Origin of the sequence: Trichococcus collinsii (assembly GCF_900107505.1) — a bacterium.
GTDB classification, from domain to species: domain Bacteria; phylum Bacillota; class Bacilli; order Lactobacillales; family Aerococcaceae; genus Trichococcus; species Trichococcus collinsii.
On record NZ_FNQH01000002.1, the window covers coordinates 306,599 to 328,201 of the forward strand.

At 46.2% G+C, this 21,603-nt stretch carries 17 protein-coding genes; 6 read left to right on the forward strand and 11 right to left on the reverse strand.

What is annotated here, in order from left to right; all coding sequences use genetic code 11:
• Positions 1-4: 4 nt before the first annotated feature.
• From BLV66_RS05735 to BLV66_RS05755, 5 genes are all read right to left on the reverse strand, one after another.
• A complete protein-coding gene (locus BLV66_RS05735; protein WP_086987397.1) occupies positions 5-1,423 on the reverse strand; it encodes a glycoside hydrolase family 1 protein in 1,419 nt (472 codons plus the stop codon).
• A 245-nt stretch (positions 1,424-1,668) separates the two neighbouring features.
• A complete protein-coding gene (locus tag BLV66_RS05740) occupies positions 1,669-3,627 on the reverse strand; it encodes a beta-glucoside-specific PTS transporter subunit IIABC (RefSeq protein WP_086987396.1) in 1,959 nt (652 codons plus the stop codon).
• 139 nt (positions 3,628-3,766) lie between these two features.
• The gene (gene licT, locus BLV66_RS05745) at positions 3,767-4,600 is read right to left on the reverse strand and encodes a BglG family transcription antiterminator LicT (RefSeq protein WP_086987395.1); all 834 of its coding nucleotides are present in this window, start codon (positions 4,598-4,600) and stop codon (positions 3,767-3,769) included.
• Between the two features lie 459 nt (positions 4,601-5,059).
• Positions 5,060-5,716, reverse strand: a complete 657-nt coding sequence (locus tag BLV66_RS05750) for a DUF6198 family protein (protein WP_086987394.1) — start codon at positions 5,714-5,716, stop codon at positions 5,060-5,062.
• 31 nt (positions 5,717-5,747) lie between these two features.
• Entirely contained in the window at positions 5,748-6,389 is a 642-nt protein-coding gene (locus BLV66_RS05755; RefSeq protein WP_086987393.1) for a pentapeptide repeat-containing protein, read from the reverse strand.
• Between the two features lie 140 nt (positions 6,390-6,529).
• On the opposite strand from BLV66_RS05755, the gene guaD reads away from it, so the two are divergent.
• Positions 6,530-7,900: a guanine deaminase gene (gene guaD, locus BLV66_RS05760; RefSeq protein ID WP_086987392.1), complete on the forward strand. Its 1,371-nt coding sequence runs from the start codon at positions 6,530-6,532 to the stop codon at positions 7,898-7,900.
• Between the two features lie 301 nt (positions 7,901-8,201).
• Positions 8,202-8,582, forward strand: a complete 381-nt coding sequence (gene gloA, locus BLV66_RS05765) for a lactoylglutathione lyase (protein ID WP_086987391.1) — start codon at positions 8,202-8,204, stop codon at positions 8,580-8,582.
• 176 nt (positions 8,583-8,758) lie between these two features.
• Here the strand turns inward: gloA and BLV66_RS05770 are convergent, their stop codons facing one another.
• Positions 8,759-10,072: a uracil-xanthine permease family protein gene (locus BLV66_RS05770; RefSeq protein WP_086987390.1), complete on the reverse strand. Its 1,314-nt coding sequence runs from the start codon at positions 10,070-10,072 to the stop codon at positions 8,759-8,761.
• Positions 10,073-10,558: 486 nt separating this feature from the next.
• On the opposite strand from BLV66_RS05770, the gene BLV66_RS05775 reads away from it, so the two are divergent.
• Together BLV66_RS05775 and BLV66_RS05780 are read left to right on the forward strand one after the other, a co-directional pair.
• The gene (locus tag BLV66_RS05775; RefSeq protein WP_086987389.1) at positions 10,559-11,449 is read left to right on the forward strand and encodes a DegV family protein; all 891 of its coding nucleotides are present in this window, start codon (positions 10,559-10,561) and stop codon (positions 11,447-11,449) included.
• Between the two features lie 28 nt (positions 11,450-11,477).
• Entirely contained in the window at positions 11,478-11,894 is a 417-nt protein-coding gene (locus BLV66_RS05780) for a bis(5'-nucleosyl)-tetraphosphatase (RefSeq protein ID WP_086987388.1), read from the forward strand.
• A 252-nt stretch (positions 11,895-12,146) separates the two neighbouring features.
• Here the strand turns inward: BLV66_RS05780 and BLV66_RS05785 are convergent, their stop codons facing one another.
• The 4 genes from BLV66_RS05785 to BLV66_RS05800 form a co-directional block, all read right to left on the reverse strand.
• On the reverse strand, positions 12,147-12,860 hold the full coding sequence (locus BLV66_RS05785) for a GntR family transcriptional regulator (protein WP_086987387.1): 714 nt from the start codon (positions 12,858-12,860) through the stop codon (positions 12,147-12,149).
• A 271-nt stretch (positions 12,861-13,131) separates the two neighbouring features.
• The gene (locus BLV66_RS05790; RefSeq protein WP_086987386.1) at positions 13,132-15,207 is read right to left on the reverse strand and encodes a DEAD/DEAH box helicase; all 2,076 of its coding nucleotides are present in this window, start codon (positions 15,205-15,207) and stop codon (positions 13,132-13,134) included.
• A complete protein-coding gene (locus BLV66_RS05795; protein WP_086987385.1) occupies positions 15,207-16,535 on the reverse strand; it encodes a BREX system ATP-binding domain-containing protein in 1,329 nt (442 codons plus the stop codon). The genes BLV66_RS05790 and BLV66_RS05795 overlap by 1 nt, the downstream gene beginning before the upstream one ends.
• Positions 16,528-18,399 (reverse strand): tellurite resistance TerB C-terminal domain-containing protein, encoded by a 1,872-nt coding sequence (locus BLV66_RS05800; RefSeq protein WP_086987384.1) that lies wholly within the window; start codon positions 18,397-18,399, stop codon positions 16,528-16,530. The genes BLV66_RS05795 and BLV66_RS05800 overlap by 8 nt, the downstream gene beginning before the upstream one ends.
• Before the next feature lie 548 nt (positions 18,400-18,947).
• Between BLV66_RS05800 and BLV66_RS05805 the strand changes: the two genes are divergently transcribed.
• Both BLV66_RS05805 and BLV66_RS05810 read left to right on the forward strand, forming a co-directional pair.
• The gene (locus tag BLV66_RS05805) at positions 18,948-19,388 is read left to right on the forward strand and encodes a hypothetical protein (protein ID WP_086987383.1); all 441 of its coding nucleotides are present in this window, start codon (positions 18,948-18,950) and stop codon (positions 19,386-19,388) included.
• 244 nt (positions 19,389-19,632) lie between these two features.
• Positions 19,633-20,613 (forward strand): hypothetical protein, encoded by a 981-nt coding sequence (locus BLV66_RS05810; protein WP_086987382.1) that lies wholly within the window; start codon positions 19,633-19,635, stop codon positions 20,611-20,613.
• Between the two features lie 108 nt (positions 20,614-20,721).
• Here the strand turns inward: BLV66_RS05810 and BLV66_RS05815 are convergent, their stop codons facing one another.
• A complete protein-coding gene (locus BLV66_RS05815) occupies positions 20,722-21,558 on the reverse strand; it encodes a transporter substrate-binding domain-containing protein (RefSeq protein WP_086987381.1) in 837 nt (278 codons plus the stop codon).
• Positions 21,559-21,603 lie beyond the last annotated feature (45 nt).

Genomic DNA, 21,603 nt, shown 5'->3' on the forward strand with positions numbered 1-21,603 from the left:
CCTCCTATTTCTTTACCAAAGATGCGCCGTTTGTAGCGATGACTTCTTTGTACCAGTTGAATGATTTTTTCTTGTAACGATTCAGTGTGCCGGACCCGTCGTCGTGGCGGTCGACATAGATGAAGCCATATCGTTTTTTCAATTCTGCAGTTGAAGCGCTGACCAAATCGATGCAGCCCCAAGTTGTGTAGCCCATCAGATCGACACCGTCTGCGATTGCTTCCGCAACTTGCACCAAGTGATCGTTCAGGTAGTTGATGCGGTAGTCATCGTTGACAGTCATTTGGCCGTCTTTGCCTTCAACCAACTGGTCAACTGCACCCAAACCATTTTCGACGATAAACAATGGTTTTTGGTAACGATCCCAGAAGGTGTTCAGGATAACACGCAAGCCTTTTGGATCGATTTGCCAACCCCACTCGGAAGCCTCCAAGTATGGATTATGAATACCGCCCAAAATATTGCCTTCGCCTGCTGCTCTCTTGGTAGGATCAGCCGTTTCCGTGGAACTCATGTAATAGCTGAAGGAAACGAAGTCGACAGTATTTTTCAAGATTTCTTCGTCTTCCGGCGTGATATTCAACTCGATGCCGTTTTCACGGAAATAGCGTTTCATGTAGCCAGGGTATGCACCGCGGACATGGACATCCGAGAAGAAGAAGTTTTGACGATCCGCTTCCATCACCGCGATGATATCGTCAGGATGGGAAGTCAACGGATAAGTCGGCATTGCGATGACCATGCAGCCGATTTTGAAGTCCGGATTGATTTCATGGCCGATTTTTGTCGCCAAAGCGCTGGCTACCAATTCATGATGGCAAGCTTGGTACAAATCTGATTTTGATAATTTTTCCGGAGCCGTCGCGATCCCGCCGCTCATGAATGGTGCGTGGATGATCGAATTGATTTCGTTGAACGTTAACCAGTATTTGACTTTGTCTTTGTAGCGCGTGAAGACAGTGCGCACATAGTTTTCGTAGAAGCCGATCATTTTGCGGTTAACCCAACCGTCATATTCGCGGGCAAGGTGCAGCGGTGTTTCATAGTGGGACAAAGTGATCAGAGGCTCGATGCCGTATTTTGCCAATTCGTCGAACAGATCATCGTAAAACTGCAAGCCAGCTTCATTCGGCTCCGTTTCGTCGCCATTCGGGAAGATGCGTGTCCATGCGATGGATGTACGGTAGGTTTTGAAGCCCATTTCCGCAAATAAGGCGATATCTTCTTTATAACGGTGGTAGAAGTCGATCCCTTCCAATTTCATATTGTCAGGTGTAGGACCATCAGTGATCGGCCCGAATCCTCCTTGAGGGGTTACGTCCTGAACGGAAAGCCCCTTTCCGTCAACATTATAAGCACCTTCGTATTGGTTAGCGGCTGTTGCGCCACCCCATAAAAATTCTTTTGGAAATACTGTTTGCATGTGACCGCTCCTATTCTTTTTCTGGTTCTATTTTATGCACAGGTCTGTGCGCTATTGCGCGACAGCCATGAATTATGAAAATTCATCCCAAATGGGTTCGGGCGCCTGAGACCACAAACCAAATTCCCGAATATCTGGTTTTTACTCGAGAACCTGGCTTGCGGTCTAGGTTTTTTCCCCGGATATCTGGTTTTTATCCGAGAATATTGCTCGCGGTTTAGATTGATTTCCCGAATACCTTTCGTTTATGCGATGACCGTCAGCAGATAGTCGCCGTCAGTCAAAGTAGCTTCTTTCGTCGTGATGACATCCAAGTAGTCATTGCTGTTTGTGACGATGATCGGTGTGATGATTTCATAGCCTGCTTTTTGGATAAAGTCGATGTCGAATTCCAACAGCAATTGACCAGCTACGACTTTATCGCCTTGTTGCACGTGACTCATAAAGCCTTTACCATCCAATTGGACCGTATCCATTCCAACATGGATCAAAATTTCTGTTCCGTTTTCAGTCGTCAAACCGATTGCATGTTGCGTCGGGAACAAGAGTGTCACAGTTGCGTTTGCAGGAGCGTAAACTTCGCCGACAGTCGGGCGGATCGCGATTCCTTTACCAAGTGCACCAGTCGCAAAAGCTTCATCCGGAACATCTGACAAGAGAACCATTTCACCGATCATTGGGCTAGCGACCAAGTCTTTTTCAGCAGCTGCGCTCAAGTCTTTTTTCATTGCTTCAACGACTACAGAGTTTGTGTTAAGTGTTGATGCTGTATTTGTTGAAGTTGATGCTGTTTCAGTTTCTCCGTAAAGAACTGGAATTTTAGAGAAGAATACAAGCAGGAAGCCTGCAACAAGTCCTACCGCACATACGATGAGGGAAGCCCAAAAATTGAAGCTCATTGTTCCGTTTGCATCCAAGTAGCTAGGGAATGAGAATACGCCCAAACCGCCCATACGGTAGCTTGTCAATTTGAAAACACCTGCCAAGATACCGGTTATGGCACCAGCAATACAGCTCAATTGGAACGGACGTTTCATCGGTAATGTGATTCCGTAGATGGCTGGTTCCGTTACGCCGAACAAGCCGGAAATCATAGCTGGGATGCTTAACTGTTTTACTTCTGCTTCTTTAGTCTTCATGTAAATTGCGATGATGGCGCCTGTCTGGGCAAAGGAAACGCCTAAGACTGTAGATAAAAGCTGATCATAGCCTTGCGTCGCAAAGTTGTTGATTGCGATCGGAATCAAGCCCCAGTGCAAGCCGAACATAACGAATACTTGCCAGCCACCACCCAACAATGCTCCGGCGACGATTGGGCTCAAGTTATAGACCCAGGATACGCCAGCACCAAGCAACGTAGCAGCCCATGAGGAAAGCGGTCCGACAAACAAGATTGTCAAGGGAACGACGATCAACAAGGTTAAGAAAGGCACCATGAACAATTTCACGACATCCGGAACGACTTTCTTCAAGACATTTTCAACTTTTGAACCAAGGAAGACGGCCAACAGAATCGGCACAACCGATGAAGCGTAGCTCATCATGATGACCGGTAAGCCGAGGAAAGTCATGAAAATTGGTGATTCAAAAATGGTACCTGCGAACAAAGTGTACAATGGATCGATTCCTGCAGGATTGACCATGCCCGGATAAACCATTGCAGTTGCGACTGCCATCGCAGTGAAGCTGTTCATTTTGAAATGTTTGCTGGCAGTGAAAGCAAGGAAGATCGGCAGGAAGTTGAAGAATCCGTCACCGGCTGCTTGAATCAGGACGTACGCTCCATCTGTTGCTGGAATACCGAAAGCCAATAGCAAAGCCGCCAAACCTTTCAGCATCCCTGTAGCTGCTAAAGGTCCCAGGATCGGTTGAAAGATTTTAGAAATCATATCGATGAACTGATTGAACAGGCTGCCTTTTGGACCTTCGTCCTCCGCTTCCACTTCGCCGCCTCCATTCAATCCGCCGACAGCACTGACTGCTGCGTAGACGTCAGGTACGTGGTTGCCGATGACGACTTGATACTGGCCGCCGCTTTGGATGACGGTAACGATGCCTTCGAGTTTTTTCAGGTATTCCGTGTCCGCTTTGCTTTCGTCAACCAATTTGAAACGCAGACGCGTGATGCAATGAGCCAAGCTGCGGACGTTTTCTTTGCCGCCCACATGAGCCAAAATGTCTTTTGCTAATTCTTCATATTTCATGTTGTATCCCTCTTTTTCTATTATTTTTTATAAAAAAAACCTAAATAGAGAGCATGGGAATTTCTTCCGCTGCTGTCTACTTAGGTTTTGCCTGCTTTACCAGTAACAATCCTCTTGAGAGCATTTTAGGTATTCACTTTTACTGCACGACCCGATGGATATGGATCGTGAGGTAAACAAGTTCATCGGTCCCAACTTGGAAATGGTGGGCAGCTCCGACATAGGTCGATATTTTGTTGGCACACGTATAGGCAGCCGGATAGTTTGCCTTCACCTGCTCCACCAAGAATGTGTCTGGAGCCGTCTGGAAAACTTCTCCCATGACGACCCGCTGCGCAAAATACTGCAGATGGGTGTAGAATCGGTTATAGGAAATCGATTCTTCATCGAAGGCGACTCCGAAATGCAAGCGGACAATGTTCAGGATGTCCTGAACGATCCGGGTCACTTTCATTGTCTCTTCGATCAGTTGGCCTTCCTTCTGCGCATTCACGAAATGAAGAGCGATGGATGTCGCTTCATCGGGTGCCATCACAACACCGGTATGCTCCGCGATGAGTTCAAGCCCAATTTTACCGAGCTCGTATTCCCGTCGATAGAACTTCTTCACTTCGAAGGCCAAAGGATTGGTCAAGTCGATCCCTTCCTTGGTCCGCTGGATGGCGTAATGGATGTGGTCGGCAAGCGTCAGGTAGACATTTACTTGGAAGATATGATTCAGCCTCGTCTCGGCCTCTTGGATGATCTTAAAAATGGCATCTGATTCTTCTTGCGGTAAATCTTGATAAATGGCCTTTAATTGATCTGCTGAATCATTTTCCTGGATGACGAAGGTCTTCTCGATCAAAGACTTGTCGAAAACGTCCCCTGATCTTTTCTGGAAACCGATCCCTTTTCCCATCACAATGACTTCCGATGAATCGCCGGCTTTCGCCAGCACCACGTTGTTATTGTAGACTTTTTCAATCTTCATCGATTATCCCCATTCCCCCTTCCATTAAAAAAAACCTAAACTAACACCAAATGATGTGCACATCATCTCGTATCAATTTAGGTTTTGCCTGCACAACCAGTAACAATCCTATGAACAACATGTTAGCACTTCCAACAAAAAGTTGCAAGCCCTTTCTATAAAAAAACTTTTTTTCATTTAGTGCGTTGGTATGTCAGTATTTTTTTGAAAATGAATGTTATTAACTTTGTGACTAGTGAGTTGTGGAGCAGCATTCTGCGGTACAAAGATGAATTTTTTGCGTTAATTCATCTTTTTGACCACATTTCGCACCGTATAGATGAATTCTTTATAGTTATTCATCTTTTTGGCCGTATTTCGCATCGAAAAGATGGATTCTTTGTTTTTATTCATCTTTGTGGCCGACATTCTGACTTCTGATGACAAAAGTGGCTGCCTCGTTAGGAGGCAGCCACTGCGTTACGCGCGTTCTTTGATTGTCAGCATTTTCTGAAAAACGAAGCGGCTGTTCAATCGGTTCGCGAAATGCTGCGTCACCGTACCGGTGAAGAGCATGGCGAACACGGTCCCGAGCCCGACTCCGGCGATTCCTTCCAGGAACAGCAATGAAAATACAACACTCAATCCGACGCAGACGACGTCGAATCCCGTCTTCATCTGCTTGACTGTTAGTCCGAAATGCTCGGACATCTCGCGCACAAACAAGTCGAAGGGAAGAGCCGGCAAGCGGCAATTCAGCATCAGACTGATCCCGAGCGACAACATGAAAAATCCGGTGAAAAAGAACACGATCCGCAGCGGTATGTTTGCGACGATGCCCGAAAAAAGCAATTCAAAGAAATCCAGCAGGTAGCCGAACAACAATGCCAATGCAATCGAAAAGACATATCCCAAAAACTTTCGCGTAATCAGAGCCATCACCACCACAAGGACCACTTGGAAGAGAAAGTTCCAGCTGCCGATCGTCACGTGCGCAAACATTTCGTTCAACACCACAGGCACGGATGAAATCGTCGACACCCCTAATTCGCTTTTGATCATCAACGACACGGCAATGGCGTTGCACATCACGCCCATTGCCAACGCAAGTTCACTTGCCAACACTTTTTTCTCCATATCTGCCTCCTTATTCCGTCTTTCGCATTTTTTACTTTTTGATGACCAGCCCCAGCATCACAACGAAGGCCAACGCCTGTTCTTCGCTGACGATCGCACCTTTCAAATCCTCAAGCGTGACGCTGATGCGTTCAAATCGGCAAGTGCTGATGTCAATCGCCTTCAAAGGGGTTCCAGTGAAATTGATTCCGGACAGCTCGCACTCCGAAAAATCGACTTTCTTCAGTTTGCATGTATATAAATCGGCTTCATTCAGGCGGCAGTTCTCGTAACGGACATTCTTCTGCTTGCTGAATCCCAAAGCCGCCATCTGCAGATTGCATTCCCGGAAGAGCACGTCCTCGAAGACCCCTTCGGTCATCGAGGTCCCGATGAGCCGGCAATTCATGAAGCGGACCCGCTTCATTGTAACTTCATCCAACTGCACATTGGCAAAATCGCAGCTTTCGAAGATGACATCCCGCAAGTACAATTGCGGCACCGTCGCTTCGCTGAAAGTCACGTTCTGGAATCTGACTTCGGTGAACTCCACTCCCCGTCTGTCGCCAAGGTCGATGGCAGTATCTTTGAAGAGGGCATGCTCTATGTAAGGTTCATCCGGATCGAAACAGTCGGCGAAATTTTTTTCAGGCAAATCCTTTGTTATTGCGGGTTCCATGATCTTTACAGGCACTTAGTTCATTCCTTCCTGATGGTTCTCTTTCTTTAAGTATACCTGAATAATCGTCGCTTAGATATCAAAGCTTGCGCGAGCCACCCTTTCGTCTGCAGTGATATAATGGAGGCAAGGAAACAGGACAAGGGGGAATTTATATGGATCATACATATGCTAAAGTGTTTCGGGGAACGGCCTTCACCAGCAGGTCGCCGCAGGAAGTGAACGCATTGGAGGATTGTCTGTTTTGTCTGGATGAGGAAGGCGTGATCCGGCGCATCTTGAAGCCGCAGGATGCTGATTACGGAACGATTTTGGCTGCCTACAGCGAAACGGAAAAATTCCACGAGCTTGCTGAGGGACAGTATTTTCTGCCGGGCTTCATCGATCTGCACATCCATGCACCGCAATGGGCACAGGCAGGGACAGCCATGGACATCCCTTTACATGATTGGCTGGATACCTATACCTTCCCGCTGGAATCGAAATTCTCCGATCTGAATTTCGCCCGCAAAGTCTATCAGGATCTTGTCGCTACATTGTTGGCGAATGGAACGACGACTGCGCTCTATTTCGCGACCGTCCACAAGGAAGCCAGCTTGCTGTTAGCCCAGATCTGCGCCGACAAGGGTCAACGCGGTTTGGTCGGGAAAGTGGTCATGGACGATAAGGAAGAGAATCCAGCGTATTACCGGGATGAAAGCACGGAAGCCGCTTTGGCGGACACGGAAAGTTTCATCCAGCTAGTCCAGGAATTGAACAAGACGACCAAACAAGGCGTCTACCCGGTCGTGACTCCCCGATTCATCCCGAGCTGCACGGACGAAGTGCTGGCGGGACTTGGCGAGTTAGCAAAAAAGTATGATACACATATCCAATCGCATTGCAGCGAAAGCGATTGGGAGCACAACTATGTCCTCGAGCGGATGCATAAGAGCGATACATTTGCACTCAATGAGATGGGCCTTCTGCAGGATAAAGCGGTCATGGCTCATGCCGTCTTCCTTTCGGATGCGGATGCCGATTTGTTTGCCGAAACTGGCACAGCAATCGCCCATTGTCCGATTTCGAATGTCTGCTTCTCAAACGGTGTCCTTCCCGCTTCCCGTTTCACTCGGAAAGGGATAGACATCGGCTTGGGCACGGACATCTCCGGAGGCTTCTCCCCCAGCCTTTTCGACAACATCCGTCAGGCTGTCATCTCATCGAGAATGCTGGAGGAAGGCGTTGATCCGTCGTTACCAGCTGCGGAACGCGGCCTGCCGCATTCGCGGATTTCCGCCAACGAGGCATTTTACTATGCGACTGCCGGCGGAGGACAGAGCCTGAGCCTGCCGATCGGACGCTTGGAAGAAAACTACATCTGGGATGTCCAAGTGATCGACGTCAACGCACCTAACGCCAAGTTGCAGATTTTTGAGGAAGGGATTTCCATGGAAAACCTGTTGCACAAAATTCTCTTTTTGAGCCACCCGGAAAATATCCGAGATGTCTGGGTACAAGGCGAATGCGTGCATAAACGGACGTAAATGAGTCGAAAGGCGAATTTACTTTGTGCTGCATTTGGTTTGCTGCCGCGGCAACTCCAGTAAGCCTCCGAATTATTGATGATTCGGAGGCTTTTTGTATTTTCGTACCGTAGTTGTCCTATTCTTCCGAGTTATCGGACAATTTTGTCAATGAATGCTCGCATTAACAGATTAAACTCTGTACTTTTTGCCTAATGATATATTTAGAAAGCAATATAGAAGATAACATGGGGGCGAATAAAATGCCTATATGATCTATTCATGTTAGAATTATAATAAGAAACTATTGGAGGATGATATTATGAACCAAAAACTCGTTGAGATTTGCCTGCGTGTCAGAGATATTGATGCTACTTTAAACTTCTATACTGATCTATTTGATTTTGAAGTTGCCAGCCACAGAAAATTCCCTGAAGATAAGTTTGATTTAGTTTATCTGAATTCTCCCGGTTCTTCAGTACAAATTGAACTCACTTACAATTACGATGCCGAGCCATATAATGTAGGAAATGGCTTCAGTCATTTAGGTGTGACTGTCAGTGACTTAGAAAAAATGCATGAAGTTTGTAAAGCTTCTCCTTACGAAACAGGTGAATTAAAAGGACTTTCAGGCGGCACACCAACCTATTTCTTTGTGACGGATCCTGATGGTTATCGAATTGAAGTAAAGCGCGCAAAATAATTTTTCGAATATTTCAAATGTAAGTATATCAGATTTTGTAAATATATTTACATTTTTTTCAATTCCTTCTTATCATTATCCGTATTTAAAAATAAATAGTAAAAAAAGAAACACGCAAGCAGCCAAGCGGATGCTTACGTGTTTCTTTTCATTCAAGCTGCTCAACCAGCGGATGTTTAGACTTTTTCTTTCAAAATGATGTTCAATACCAACGCAACGATTGTACCTGCAGAAATACCAGAAGAGAACAATCCACTCAAGATGCCCGGCAATTGTGCCACTGTATCCGGCACAAAGGAAACACCCAGACCGACACCCAACGCAGAAGCTACGATGATCATGTTGCGGTTGTTGAATTCAACACGTGACAGTGACTGTACACCGGCAGCGGCAACAGTACCGAACATCAAGATGCCGGCACCACCCAATACAGGTTGCGGCATGATCGAAATCAGCGTAGCAAATTTAGGGAACAGGCTCATTACAATCATGATGATGCCGCCCATGATGGCTACTTTACGGGAAGCATTGCGGGTCAAAGGAATCAATCCAGCATTTTGGCTGAAAGTTGCGGCAGGACCGGACCCGATGAAAGGTGCGATGAACGAGCCGAAACCATCCGCACGGACACCGGCAGCGATTCTTTCATCCGTCAGTTTCGTTTCCGTAACGACACCCAACGTCTGCATAACACCGACTGTTTCAATGACTGTTACCAGATAGCCGGATACAAAAGGAATCGCGTATTCAAGCTTGAAATCAGGTACTCCGAATTTGAAGAACTGTGGTAAGGCGAACCATTCAGCGGCAACGACTTGGCCGAAGTCGACCATACCCAACGGAATGCAGACGACATAGCCGATTGCGGCACCAATCAAGACAGCAGCTGGCGCGATTTTGCTTGGTCCGTAATGATTGATCAGAGCGATAATCAGGAACACGAGCACTGCGATACCAATATTCATCGGATTACCGAAGTCCTCAGATCCGAAACCGCCTCCTGCCCAGCCCATTGCAACGGACATCAGCGTCATCCCCATCAAAGAGATAACTGATCCGGTAACGACTGGGGGGAAAAATTTCAATAGCGGTTTTACGAAATAACTCAAAATAATTTCCAATAAAGCACCCAGCATCGTTCCGCCAAGATAGGCAGTGATGCCGCCCGCTCCGATGACAGCAGCAGCTGGCGCCACAAAAGCAAAGTCAGTTCCCATGATTGTCGGCAAACCCGCTCCGACGCGGAACCATTTCGGACCGAAACCTTTTGATTGAATGATTGAAACGATGCCCGAAGCCAAAAGCGCCGCGCTGACCATATAAGCAGTATCCTCAACCCCGAAACCTGCGATTCCCGCAATGATAAGCGGTACTGCCACTAAACCACCAAAAGCGGTGATGACGTTCTGAAATCCTAAAACGATTGTCGTGCCTAAATCCGGTTTATCTTCCACACCGTAAGTCAGGCCTGTATGTACTTTCTCTTCCATGCTTCTCCTCCTGATAACGAACATTAATGATTGCAAAATAAAATATAATTCGTTTATTAACGATAAATAAAATTATATCGATATCACATACAATTGTAAAGTGTAAATTCCGAATTATAAGGGCTTTCATTATGAGAATATTCACATTTTTTGGGTTTATCGAGGTTAAAAGCGAACATTTTGAATGCTAATTGGGTATTTGTATTGAAATGACGAATTATACTTTGTAGAGCGTTGTCAGATACGGGTACGTTGTAGTTCGATTTTTTGTTATACTATATTAGACGAAACAGATGAATGGGACATAAGCAGTAAAATCAGAAAAATCATGCGGAGCTACTGTTCTTTCCAGCAATAACGACAACCCAAACGTTCTCTTGATCAAGCACGAAAACGGTCGTCCCACCGTTCATCCAAGCGCAATGCGTATCGGTTGTGTCTCAAACCAGACCAGGTAGTTATGGCTGAAAAATAAGGAGTGAAATTTTGACGAAATTAATAATAGATTCAACGTGTGACCTTAACGAAGCGATGCGCAAGCATACCAAACTGGAGTACCTGCCGTTAAACATCATCATCGATGGCAAAAGCTACAAGGACGGCATCGAAATCGATTTGGAACGCGTCTACGAAGTGATGCGCAAAGGAGAGATGCCACAGACTTCACAGATTGACATCGCCAACCTATTGGAAATATTGGACCGCAACCGCAAAGCCAACGAAGATCTTATTTATTTGTCTTTCTCAAGCGCAATGTCTGGAACACATGCGGTAGCCCATCAAGTATTTGAGATGTACCGGGAAGAATACCCGGAGATGAAGCTAACCTTGATCGACTCGCAAGGCGGTTGCGGCGGCGCTAGCTTGGCTGCCATCCAAGCCCTCAGCTTGCTGGATAAAGGCCATTCCCATGATGACGTTGCCCAAACCCTGCGAGAAATCGTGGCGCATACTTCCTATTCCTTCACGATCGCTAATCTGGACTGGCTACAGAAAGGTGGCCGCATCAATAAAGTAACAAGCGTCATCGGTGACAATCTGAACATCAAGCCTTTGTTGACCGTTAAGGCAGGCAAAATCGTGATGGACCAACTCCTGCGCGGACATAACCGTGTCTACAAACGTATCATCAAAAAAACGGTCGACCATATCGGTCCCTATCAAGATCAACTCGTTGTCATCAGCCATGTGGGCGATCCAGAAATCGCACAAACACTCAAAGCAATGCTGAGCGAGGCCTTGCCGGAAGCTTCCTTTGTCTTATTAAGGGTAAGCGCGGTTCTGGGCGTTCATCTCGGTATCGGTGGTGTCGGTGTTTTTGCCTTATCTCAATTGCCGGAAAGATATGATAGACGCCCTGCGTTTTTGGAAAAGTAAAATGAAACAAACGAATGGAGCATAAACTATGAAATCAGAAAAATCATGCGGAGCCATCGTGCTCTCCCCAGATAACACCAATCGAAAAGTATTATTGATCAAACACGAAAACGGCGGCCATTGGGCATTTCCAAAAGGCCATGTTGAGGAAGGCGAAACGGAAGTCGAAACAGCATTGAGGGAAATCAAGGAAGAAACCGGCTTGAGCACCGATCTAAGCACCACCTTCCGGAAATCCGTCAGCTACTCCCCTGCTCCCGGTGTAATCAAAGAAGTCGTCTACTTCATCGCCTTCGCCCATACGGAAATAATCGAAAAACAGGATGCCGAGGTCACCGACTTCGCATGGATGCCGTTCAACGAAGCTTTGCAAGCCATCACATACGACAACGACAAAAGCATCCTGCAGTCCGCCATCGATTTCATCGAAGGCATGAAAAACTAAGAAAAGCGCAGAAGGGCCGCCTCATTTTTTTGAGGCGGCCCTTCTGCGCTAAAAACTTTCAGTAATGTATGCTGCTCCGGCGAACGATGGCTCGACCGGAGTTCTTGCTGCTTTTCGATATCCTCCTCCGGCGGCTCAGCCCTCATAGAAGTTCCCGCATGATTTCAAGTCGCGTTCTTCGATGAGCAACAGCTTCACCGGAGTTCAAGCCCCCGAGTCGCCAAATTGCAACTGCTCCTGCAGATCTACAATTCAATTGCGCGTCAAAACAATCTCAACGGCAAACTTGTCGTAGCGATGGACAGAGGTGGAGAACTCAAACGCATTGCCGGTATCGAGATAGCCGATCTGCTCGGCTACCGCCACTGGATCACCCTTTTCCAGTCCAAGCTCATCCGCTTCAAAGTCAGTAGCTTTGCGAACGGAAACCGTCCTATGCGCGCTTTGTATTTTCAAATGAAGATCCTTCTCGATGTAGTCATAAATAGATCCGCTGATATTTTTTTCTTTAATGTTAGGTATCAAATCAATCGGCATGTAGATTTTTTCCATCACGGTCGGCTCATCCTCCACATAGCGTACCCGATAGATGTCGTACACAAAGCTGCCAAGCGAAATATTCAACTTTTTCGCTGCTTCTTCCGGTACCTTCACGATTGAAAAATTAAGTATTTTGCTGCGGACCTTCTTCCCAGCATTGAGCGCAGTCGTGCCGCGGAATTGATTCGCCATCGTCACGCGTTCGATTTCTTCCAGGTTCAGGTCCTTCACAAAAGTACCGGAGCCTCTCCTCTTGATAACCAATCCTTCCGCCACCAAGATGTCCAACGCTTTTTTGACCGTCATTTTGCTTGCATTGTAATGAATGCACATATCTTTTTCGAAGGGAATCTGTTGATTGGCAACGTACTCTCCTTTTACGATTTTATTCCGAATGTCATTGGATATGACGACATATTTTTGCATATTTTAACACTGCACCTCTCGTTAATGTCTAGCTTTCCAAGATCAAATTAAGTAGATCATCTCTAAAAAGTCTATATTTTTAGCATACACAAAATATGACTTGAAGACAATAATTTCTTCTTCATACTGTCGAAAATCAATAAGCTCCTTCCACCTTTTTACGCTAGCTGACATAATCTCAATTCGGCCATTTTCAAGTCCATCTCCCTAGACACGAAAAAGAGCACAACACCAAAACGATGGTATGCCCTTTTTCCTAGTCCGTCCACACTCAAATCGAAAAAAAGTTATTCAAAATCCATTTGATTTTCAAACTTGTGGGAACCAATTGCATGAATTTTTGATGGGCCGTCAACTCTTCGATGGCCTTCTCGTTTTTCTCCAGATATGCTACGACATTATCCAGGGAAACATCCCCTCCAGCGAGTCGTTCAACCATTCTTTTTATATCGGGACCCGTTATCAAGGAGTGTTTGTCATGCAGTTGATATTTTTCTCCCTCAGCCGCAATGCTCTTGATGAGCAGCAACAAAGCGATATTGAACTTAGTCCCCCTGAATGTCACAACACCTATATTCGTCTGGTTGTCCTCATACCAATAGTTCCCGTCATCATAGTAAAGTTCACTCTTCAGAAAATCAAAATCACGTGTGATCTTGTCATTGTTCAGGGTAAGATACTCTCCCGTCCGCAAGAGTTTTTCCATATTTTCACGCACTTCATTGGAAACGAATCCTTCGTCGCTGATGAATTTAGGGGGCCTTCCTTCTTTCGTCATTTCCACCAAGATGCGCTTAGCCTTGACATCGATATCTTTCACGATCCACACCCTGCCCGCCAACAGAATTTTGCTTTCAATTTGGATATCAGGTGTAAACGGCAGACTGCCGATGCGCTCATGCTGGTAATGGACAGAAAAATCACTGGTCGTAAAAAACAGTGCGTAGAAATCCCTGGAACGCAGCAGTCGTTCCCCCTCCAAGCCCACAATCGCCTCATCATCCATGATTTCGATGAAATCCTTTTCTACCATATAGTCAATCAACAGCGCCAAATCCGCATCCGGAATCGCTCTCCAGACTGGAAATATTTTATTCAGCTGAAACAATTGCGTCATCGGCATGCTGACTTTTTGGAAGAGGATCGCCATCACTTGATGCGCCAAAGCGTTGTAGGGAGTCTCGATCATTTCCGTGGCATCCATTTCACCGCGTTCCAACAAATCCAATGCGGCATAGGTCTGCAGCATTTCCCAGGAGTCGTCTTCCACAATGTGCAGGATGCTTTGGTGGGTTCTCCGTCCGCTGCGCCCCAGTCTTTGGCTGAGCGAAGAAGTGGACGGAGGGGAGCCATACTGCACCACGCTGTCCACCGATCCGATGTCTATTCCCAATTCCAAGGTGGAGGTACAGGTGATCGTGAACAACTGATCCTCATTATTTTTGGCAAAAAATTCCACTTCTTCACGCAAAAGTTTGTCCACCGATGAATGGTGGGCAAAATAGCGGATAGGCGCGTTCTCTTTTTTTGCCATCTTATCCAATTTATGGGTGATTTCTTCCACCCGGTTGCGGGAATTCGGAAAAATCAGCATCGTTTCCGTTTTGGAATACTGATAAATCGCTGCCAAGGATTCCCTTGCAACGAATGGACCCGCCTCACCACTCGTGTAGTCTATCGTGATGAGCAGATCATTTTTATCACGGTCCACGAGAATATCCGTATCCCGATTGCTGCCGAAGAAGGCTTTCGCGTAACCGAAATCCTTCTTGTTCAAAGTTGCGCTCATCGCGATGAAACGTGGCACTTGCATGAATTGGCTGATCCGTTGCAGCAGTGATTGCAGGTGAATGCCCCGTTCCGTCCCCAGAAAACTGTGCAGTTCATCGATGATGATCCATTCCACGCCTTTAAAGAGGTGCTGCGCTTCGCCAGGGCGATTCACCAACATGCCCTCAATCGATTCTGGTGTGATCAAAAGCACGCCTTTCGGTTGATTCACAACTTTCTTTTTCTGTGCTTGGGAAACTTCTCCATGCCAGCGTGTTATTGGAATATCCAAATACGCACTGAGTTCGCTGATGCGCTGGAACTGATCATTGATCAGGGCTTTCAAAGGAGAGATGTACAGCACTTTCAGCCCCGTTTCCCAATCTTCCACACTATTCAGCGCCGGGATGAATGCCGCTTCCGTTTTTCCCGATGCCGTCGGAGCTGACAGAATAAGGTTGTGATCGGTATTGGCAACCTGCTTGATAGCAGCATTTTGGATGCTCGTCAAGCTTGGCCACCCTTTATCATAGATGTATTGCTGGATGTCTCGGCTGAGACTATCAAATGCCTGCATCAGTAAACCTCTATTTCATCGTGATCATCTGCGTCCTTCGCCACAACGGAAGACTTTCTACCAAACCGATCCGCAAGTATGTGGCTGAAAGAATAGTCCGGATTTTGGCGCTGCAAGGACAGGATTTCGATATAATCCTTGATGACGGACCGCGGCGTCAAAAATGACGCAGCTCCCGGACGGTTCAACTGGTCTTCCATGTATTGCTTGATTTCGCTGTCCTTCACTGTCAGCGTCGTTTGATAGGCTGTATTGTATATTTCCAATAACTTGGTCAAAAGGATAAAGATCTCTTCCGGTGTCAGTGGCTTCAGATCGATGACGGTACTGTTCACATTGACATAGTCTTTGTTTTTCATCAATTCATTACCGAAGCGTGTTTTCAAAGCGCCATAGCTGGCCAATCCTCTTCGTTCGTCATAAACCGTGTGCTTCGTTGCGCCAAAATTGATGAACAAGCCTTTTGCTTCATTGGTTTTCGTTTCGTTGTAAAGATTGAGGATCATTTCATAATTTTTCTCACGGGTCAAAGAACGGGGTAATTTGTACAGATTGACCGATTCGTCAAAGTTTATGACAAACCCCTTGTATCCGATCTTCAAGAATAGTTCCGCCAGATTTTTCAACGCAATGAGATAGTTCGAATCGTTGATGACGTTCTTGATGCCCAATTCTTTGGAGGCTTCCGTTTTCGTCGTGATATCCCCACGAATCCAGCGTATCGCTTCAATCTGCAGGGACATATTGTCGCCCGCAATCCCTTCGAAATATTTCATCAGTGCTTGCCCGAATTCGTAGGAAAGCCCCGAAGAATAGAAGGAATTCGTTGTCTTCAGGATGGCATTCTCCACCAATTTCCAATGGTTCTTTTCCATCAAAGCAGGAACGGTGAGGCTGTTTTCCGCGGCAATCTGCTCGAGCAGAACCTGAATCCATTGCTGGACGATTGTCTCGATGGCATTCCCGTCGCGGTTGTTCTTGATGACGATCTTATTGACGACTTCATTGTACAACGCCAAGGCTTTCCCGGATGAATCATAGAAACGGCGCGTTGGGGTCAAGTCGATCGTAGAGACGACGAAATTCTTTTGCAGCGCCAGCGATTCGATCGTCCGCAAAACAAAACTTTTTCCCGATCCGAAATCGCCCACCCAAAATCGCAGATCACTGTTGCCGTCTTCCAATTTTTGCAAGGTGTCGATGATCTCCTTGACTTCATTGCTCCTGCCCACCAGCACATGCTGTACCCCTTTTACAGGAACAACGCCTGCCTCAAGTGAATCAATAATCGTTTGGGCATCCTTCTTTCTCAGCTTGATTTCAGCCATAAATCCATTCCCTCATTTCTTCCATAAAATCCTCTTCGATGATGACTTGTTGCTGGCTGATCACCAGCACTTGATCATCAAATATTTCATACAACACTTCATTCAATTCTGTTAGGTACGCCTGATGGAGTTTCCCTTTATTTTTTGCGTGTACTTTAAAATCATCCAAAGATATCCCGTTGCCTACCACCAACTGTTTCAGGAACAGCATATGCTCTGACTCCTGCTCAGTGTCCGTATTTTCGGTCTCTTTTATAGTGACGGCTGAAATAGCTACCGATGTGGCGGCCGCACTTTCTGGTTCGCTTTGTTCCTCGGCTGGCGATAATTCCATTTCGGCAAAAAAGTTCAGGTTGACAGCCGCATCCAGCCCTTCGCCGGTTTCCTCATCACTCAAGTAAGTATCGACCATATCAATGATGGTATCCAAGGCAGAATGTGATGCGGTGATTAAGGCTGTGTCCAGTTTGATTTCTCTGCGTAGCGGTTGCGTGCATTCCATTAACAGCTCCGGCAAACTTTCGATAGTCAGATTTGCATCAAGCAGCAACTGTTGATAATCGGTCTGTCTGGTTGGATGAATGAAGCCATCCCGCTCTTTTTGCAGCGCTTTTGATACGGGTAAAGCTGCCCTTTCCATTAAAAATACAAAAATGATGCGCTTATCCACTTCCTCGCTTTGTTTGATCACCTTCATGGCTATCTTTTTCAAGTCTGGATCTTTTGCAATATCCTTAAGCTGCCCACTAATTTGCTCTATCGATTGTTTGATGATGAGATTGGCTGCCTCATGCCAGACAGTCTTGTTCACGGTCCGCAAGGCTGCTATAGTCTGATAATCCAGCTCCAGCTCAACTTTCTGGCTCAGATATGCTTTAATCTTCCGGATCGTTTCATCCGGCAAATATTTTTGCAGGCTCTGCAGGCTTTCTTCAGCAGGCAACACGCGGAGACCCTCGACCTCCTTGCGGATCATGTTTTCAGCCAGGAGGTAAAGGTCTGCCGGCAGACGGAACGTTTCTGCCCAGATACGCTCATCATTCAACGGCAAATGAAAATATTTCCTGAAATAATTATTGGGCTTGATTTTCCATTTGATGGATTCATCCTCAAGGTCATGCAACACAAGCTGCATCAGGTCTGCGTATTTCCCCAAACAATGGGCCATGACAGCCGGGACTTCCGTAAACCTCGTCGCCCTTTTCCTCAGTTGATCAAAATACGCCATTTCGATCCCATCAAAAAATTGTTTGTCGCGCAGCATTCCTGATGGATCCCACCAAACGATTTTGCTGCCGAATGGCGTCAAGCCGAATTGTTTTCTGGTCTCCTCATCCGGGAATGGTAAATTTTCCTGGTACGCATCAAACTCATGCGTAATAATTTTTTGGATGTCCCTGGACAACATGGCCTTCAAGTCATAGGAAAAGAAATCAGCCACAGGAATGGTATCCTGTCTGTAAAACGAATAGACCACTTCTTTGGATAGCCGATAAACTTCGTCAAATACAGATACATGATAATAGTAACGCTCATATTTCACATGTTTGATGTTTTTATGCTTCTTCTTCAGCTCCACATCGACGGTAGCACATAATCTTTCAAACAATGCACCAATCACTTCCTCGGTCTGTCTTGTGAAATTGTCATTCAATCTTACGGGCGGCGAAACGTAGCTGATCCAAGCTCTTTCCGCGGCCTTCTGCTCAGATATCTCTTTAACTTTTTTCAGATGTTCCTGCTCCGCGATCAGATCTCTTGGTTTGATGAAAGACTCCTCATTATTCACCAATTCAATGATTGATATCTTTTCTTCTTCAGAAAGCTTCTTATTTTTGAATATTTTATTTATGAATTCGAACATGTTGGACGTCCCCCCTTCTAAACCACTGTAAAGATACGATCTAAGTATACGTCTAATGGCGCGCACATTCAAGAACGCTTGTTCTATTCAGTGTGGGACATACCGCATATCCTCTTTTCTGTATCGTAGACGCGAATGGAATTTATAAGAAGTAATTACCAAGCTCATCGATTATATTACGGAACATTGTCACGTTAGAATCACTGTGATAATCGCCGAAGAAAGCGGACTTTCTCTCGAATATCTATCGTCAAAATTCAAAAAAGTCAGAGAAATCAAATCCTTGAAAAATTATCGAATATACAACTATGCAAATTTCCACTCACTTTGGATTTTCTTGATAAATTTATAGCAGAAGACTATTTATGATAAAATGAAGGCGAATCGAAACCGCTTAAACGCACCCTCTTTTTTTCACTTGGCTCCCGTTCTGGCTGCTTTGCCATCTATCTTTGCCATAATTCCTGTCAAATATAAAAAAAAGACAATATTTAACGTATGTCAGAGCTAAACTTTGACAATACGCTTCCCTGAAGGAGGGGAGTACCATGAAAATTTTAAAAGTTTCATTGTCGCTAACCCATTTGTTTGTGGCTATCTTCGCCTTTCTTGGCGGCTGGGCTGCCATATCACGACCTATGGACCCGTTTGGCATCTCTACCGATATGCTGTCTAATTCCCCTTTTAAGACTTTTTTGATTCCCGGAATGCTGCTTTTTATTGTCATTGGCCTAGGGCAATTGCTTGCTGCCGCCTTTATGCTCTTCCGCTCGCGCTATCAGGCCTATGTCAGCTTTAGCACCGGCGGAGTGTTGCTGATTTGGCTACTCGTTCAGGTCCTGATGATCCGGACCATTGAGGTGCTGCATGTGGTGACCTTTGCGATTGCCTGCATCCAGGTCGCCCTTTCCCTGGCATTGATGTATAAGGAAAGGCTCTTTCCGACTGATTATGTTATGCGTTTCATAAACCGTCACAAGCATGCCTAAACAGTAGAGTTTTTCCATAAGGAGCAGGTCATCGTCTGCTCCTTTTTATGGATTTCTGTAAAATTCCCCATACAAAATCGGCTAAAATACCACTCCGCTCATATCATTTCCCCACCCCATCTAAAAGTGCTACACTTTAGTTGATATAAAAGCACTTATTAATCTTAATTATGTAAGGTTCACCTGGATCATTCATAACAGCTACCGAATCAGATTCATCATCAGGAATGGGGAGAAAAAAACTATGGATACGATCAAAAACTATGTCGATTCCGTCTTCACAAATCTACCAAAGACGCCGGAAGTATTGGACCAAAAGAATGCCATGTTAAATAGCATGCAAAACAAGTACCAACAACTGAAATCAGAAGGCAAAAGCGAGCACGAGGCAATCAGTGGCGCCATATCGGCTCACGGTAATATTGATGACTTCACCGTATCGGACATACCGGTTGCACCTGCAGAACATCTCCAAAATGAAGTCTATCTTACGCCCGAACAAGTCGATGAATATATTGATCATCGTCATCACTTCGCCTGGGCGATGGCGACTGGTGTTTTCTTATGCATCATGGGCCCCGCCAGTCTGTTTCTCGGTCAGTACCTTACCGGCTATCGGAATGGCCAAGGAGGCCGTACGAGTGAATTGCTGGACATCCTGACACTAGTGCCATTGTTTATTTTTATCGCAGCCGGCGTCGCGCTGTTTATCCTTTACGGCATGAAGGAACAGCAATTTGAACTGGAAGAGAAACGGGTCCAGCTCGACTCCACGACCTACTCCCGCCTGAAAGCTGAGCACAAAGCCTTCCGGCCGCGTTTGGCCGTCGCTGTCGCAATTGGGGTTGCGCTCTGCATCCTGGCGCCCGTCTCGATGCTCCTTTCCGTAGTTTTGCTCGGGGAGGATAATGGCCTGTCGCTCGTATTTCTATTAAGCTTCATCGCAATCGGCGTCTTCCTGTTTATCTTCTACGGCATTCAGGACGAGACATACGAAAAACTGCTGTCGATCGGTGAGTATGCTAAGGATAAGGCCGAGAAGAATAAAGTGGTCGGTATCGTCGCGGGTGTCGTCTTCCCGCTGGCTGCTGCCATCTATTTGATTGCAGGCTTCGTTTATTACGCTTGGGGGAGCGCCTGGATTATCTTCCCGATCGTCGGCATCCTCTTTGGGATCTTCGCAACAGTGTACAATGGCTATGTTGATTTGAAGAAGAAAAAATAAAGAAGCCGGCACAAGCTGAAACAACATCCGGAAATAAAACAAAGTAAAAGAGAAGAAACACTCACCTCCGCGGATGACTGTTCCTTCTCTTTCTTTTTGGCTATCCAGCTACCCCCCGGTGTTCTCATCCATAATCTCAATATTCGTACGGATCAGTTCCTCGATCTTGCCGCTGTCTTCCATCTCATCCAAAATATCGTTCACCGCATCCAGAAAATCTTCGCTGTCTTTCGCAACGGCGATGGCCGATTCGTTCGGCGTGCTGGCGACGTCGAAGTCGGCGATTTCAAGGCCTTCGTTCTCTTCGACGTAGCGCTTCGCAACAGTCTCCACCATCAATACAGCATCCGCTTTGCCGGTGACCAGGTACAGGATGGCCGTGTTCAATTTCGGCACGGACTGGATTTCAGCATCCGGAAAATTTTCCAGCAGGTACGTCTCCTGGATCGTCGCCTTTTGCGTCGCCAACCTGGCTTTCTTCAGGTCGTTTTCCGAGCGGATATTATCCGCATCCTCCGACTTGATCACCAGGGCATCCTTTTGAGTAAAGTAAATGTCCGTGAAATCGACGCTTTGTTTTCTTTCTTCCGTAGGGTTCATGCCGGCGATTACCATATCGACCTTGCCAGCGGACAATGCCGGAATCAGGCCATCGAAGTCCATATCTATGACTTCCAGCTCGACCCCCAGTTCATCCGCGATGGTTTGGGCGATATCGATGTCGAAGCCGATGATTTTGTCCTCTCCGTCCTGCCCAAGATGCCACTCATACGGAGGATAATCAGCACAAGTTCCGACGACCAATTTGCCGCTGTCTTTGATTTCCTGCAGGGCGCTGCTTCCATCCGTCGCAGCGTTGTCGGCTGTTCCGCCCGTGTTTCCACATGCCGCCAAAGTCAAAAGACTCATCGTTCCCAAAATCATTTTCAAAAACCCTTTTTTCAATCGTGATTCCTCCGCATTCTTTCCTTGTCTCAAAAAAAGGATGCC